A 3,003-nucleotide genomic window follows, 5' to 3' on the forward strand; every position below is an offset into this window, starting at 1 on the left:
CTTGAACTTGGTGTCGTATTTGGACATGAAAAACCCCCAGAGGTTGGATCGATGTCCAACTTCTGGGGGTCAGTTCAATGCGGCCCGCTTTTTTTATTCCGATGCGCTGGCAGTGGTTGACCAGGCGTGCCGTAAGGCCGGTCGCCGCGCACCGGGAACACACGTCGTGCCCATCCAAAGTCAGGTTCGACAAACGGCAGTTTCAGCGTGTGGACACGGATGTTGAAGGGCCATGTCGTTAATCTGTGTAGGCCCCGGCCTTATTGGCGCTGCCAGCGAGCCGTCCCTGTCGTCTCACCATAAGCCCAAGTCATTGATAAAAAATAACTCATCCAGTTTTACCATGGGTGGTGTAATCATCAGGGCGACGTTCAAGCCCTCCTTCTTGTAGTCCTAGGACTACAAGAAAACCGTATAAACACCGACGGAAGAACGGCGAAGTACGCACGCGTCAATCAAATTATCAATATATTTCAGCCTCTTGTGATGAGAAAAAAGTGGGTGGGCGTCAGCCTATGTGTGCCGCGCTGTCATGGAGCTGACCTCAAGCTGTTCATGCCCATGAACTTTCGCTCAACCATGCGGGCTGGGTGGCGCTGAAGGGCGTCAGCACGCGCTTGCTTTTTAAAAACTCAGCGCACTATGCTTGGGCACCGCCTTCCCAGGGGGTGAGCGGCAATGGCCAAGCCCTTTCACGGGATGGGCCTGTCGTGGATGTGTGGTGTTCGTGTTGGAAAGCGGCCATGCACTTCCAAGTCCATTCCACTCGTTGGGAATGGGTTACAAGAATCATTCTGCAGATGAAACTAGTAAGGAGTCTTATTTCATGAGTAAGAATAGTGGCTTGAAAGTAGCCGCGCTGGCTGCGTCCATCGCGCTGGCCATGGGCAGCTCCGCTGCCATGGCCGCCACCACCCCGCCGACCGCCAATCAGCTGCCGGGCCAGGGTGTGATTACCACTGCCGACGGTTCGGCGACGGTAACCCCGGCTGACGGCACCAATGGTGCGTCGATGTCCATCAACTTGGCCGGCAATAACACGGTGATCACCTGGGGCGGCGCCGCCGCTGGCACGGGTCAAACGGCCATCAACGCCCAGGGCACCGCCGGCTTCAATATCGGTTCCGACGCTTCCGTCAGCTTCTCGGGTACTGGTTCCGCTCTTAACGTCGACGCCAGCGGCAACCCGTCGCAGATCATGGGCTCGTTGACCGCCGATGGCGTCAATCTGTTCGTGGCCAACGAGAACGGTGTCATCGTCGGCAGCACCGCCCAGGTTTCCGGCACGGGCGAGATCGGCTTCATCGCCAACAAGTTGGCCGATGACCAGTCCGGTTTCACCACCGGTGGTGATTTTAAGAGCATCGTGTTCAACGGTACCGGCGGTGATGCCACGGTGGCCAAGGGTGCTTCGATCCGCTCGGGCAGCGCCATCTATGTGTCCGGCGGCAGCAACGTCAATGTCGATCTGAGCGCTTTCGGTCAGACCACCAGCGTTGACACGAGTACCCCCCCGGTGACCTCGCCTGCGGGTGCGGCGCCGAAGGTTGCCCTGTGGGCCGGCACGCCGAACGTCGATACCGGCTTTTCCACCAGCAACGATCAAGCCAGCCTGACGCTGACTGGCGATCAGACGGCTGTCTACGACAGCAATGCTGCAACGCCGACGTACGGCCCGGCCTCGTTCTCGATCAAGTCCGCTGGCGATGTCTCCAACGCCGGTGCGCTGACGCTGACCGAGACCGGTTCGGTAACCACCGATACCGCGGGCAATGTCACCTCGGATACCCGTCACAACAACGTCGCCGGGACCTTCTCCAACAGCGGTGATCTGTCGTTCAGCGGTGCTGTCAACCTTGATGGCGGCCTGACCAACGCCAAGGGTGCGACGGTCTCTGCCGACGAAAATGGTTTCTCCGTCGGCGGCGATCTGAGCAACAGCGGCACCGTCACGTCGGTGGGCAACGTGAGCGTCGGTGGCGACCTGAGCAACAGCAACACCTTCAGCGCGGCCGTTGTTTCCGCGGGTGGTGCGCTGAGCAATGACGGCCAGTTCACCGCTGGTGGCGACGTGTCCGCCAAGGGCGCGCTGACCAACCAGGGCGATTTCAACGTCTCCACCACCACGGGCTCTGGTGATACGGCTCAGACCACGTATCACAACGTGACAGCTGCCAGCATCGACAATGCCGGTACCTTCGCCGGTGCGGCTGTGTCCACCACCAAGGGTGGCTTCAACAACTCGGGTAAGGCATCGGGTCTGTCGAGCCTGACCGTCGCCGGTGGTGATATCACCAATGACGGTACCGTCTCGGGCGCCGGTATGGTGTCTGCCACCAACGGCAGCATCACCAACAACGGCAGCTTCGACGGCTTCACCAGCTTCACCACCACCTCCACCAGCAAGGTGGATGATGGCGCCGATCTGAGCATCAAGAACATGGGCACCATCAGCGGTGGTAGCCTCTCGTTCACCGCCAACACGGCGGCTACCGGTGATGACAGCAACACCAGCACCGGCAGCTTCTCCAACATGGGTACGCTGCAGTTTGGTGCCGGCGGTGTCCTCACCGTCAACGCCAATGCCGATGCCACCATCGGTGGCGTGTTGCAGGCCGGTGCCGACGCGGACCACATGGCCACGCTGGGTGCCAAGAACGCCCTGGGTTCGTTCGCCCTGACCGCCGACACCGGCACCGTGACCGCCAACAGCGCGCTGTGGGCCAGTGGTAATTCCAGCGTCAGTGGCCAGATGGTCAAGCTGATGGCCGATATGTCGGTTGCCAGCGGTACCACCACCGCCTCGATGCTGACCATCGCCGCCGGTGCACCGGCCGATGGCAGCTACGCTGTGCGCGTGGCCAAGGGCATGACCGTCTCCGGTGACAAGCTGAACGTGACCGGCGTCAAGTCCACCGACATGCCGAACATCATCCTGCAGGGCATGCTGGGTGGTAACGCCGTCTCCCTCGGTACGGATGCCGGCTCGGTGAGCGATGTGTT

Annotated in this window: 1 protein-coding gene; it reads left to right on the forward strand. The window is 60.6% G+C overall.

Translation table 11 applies throughout. The features are described 5' to 3' along the window. Window positions 1–826 precede the first annotated feature (826 nt). Window positions 827–3,003, forward strand: a 2,177-nt coding sequence (locus HBF24_RS17120; RefSeq protein ID WP_167175884.1) for a filamentous hemagglutinin N-terminal domain-containing protein, incomplete at its 3' end; no start/stop codon positions are given.

This window comes from Oleiagrimonas sp. C23AA, from assembly GCF_011759385.1.
Taxonomy (GTDB): Bacteria; Pseudomonadota; Gammaproteobacteria; order Xanthomonadales; family Rhodanobacteraceae; genus Oleiagrimonas.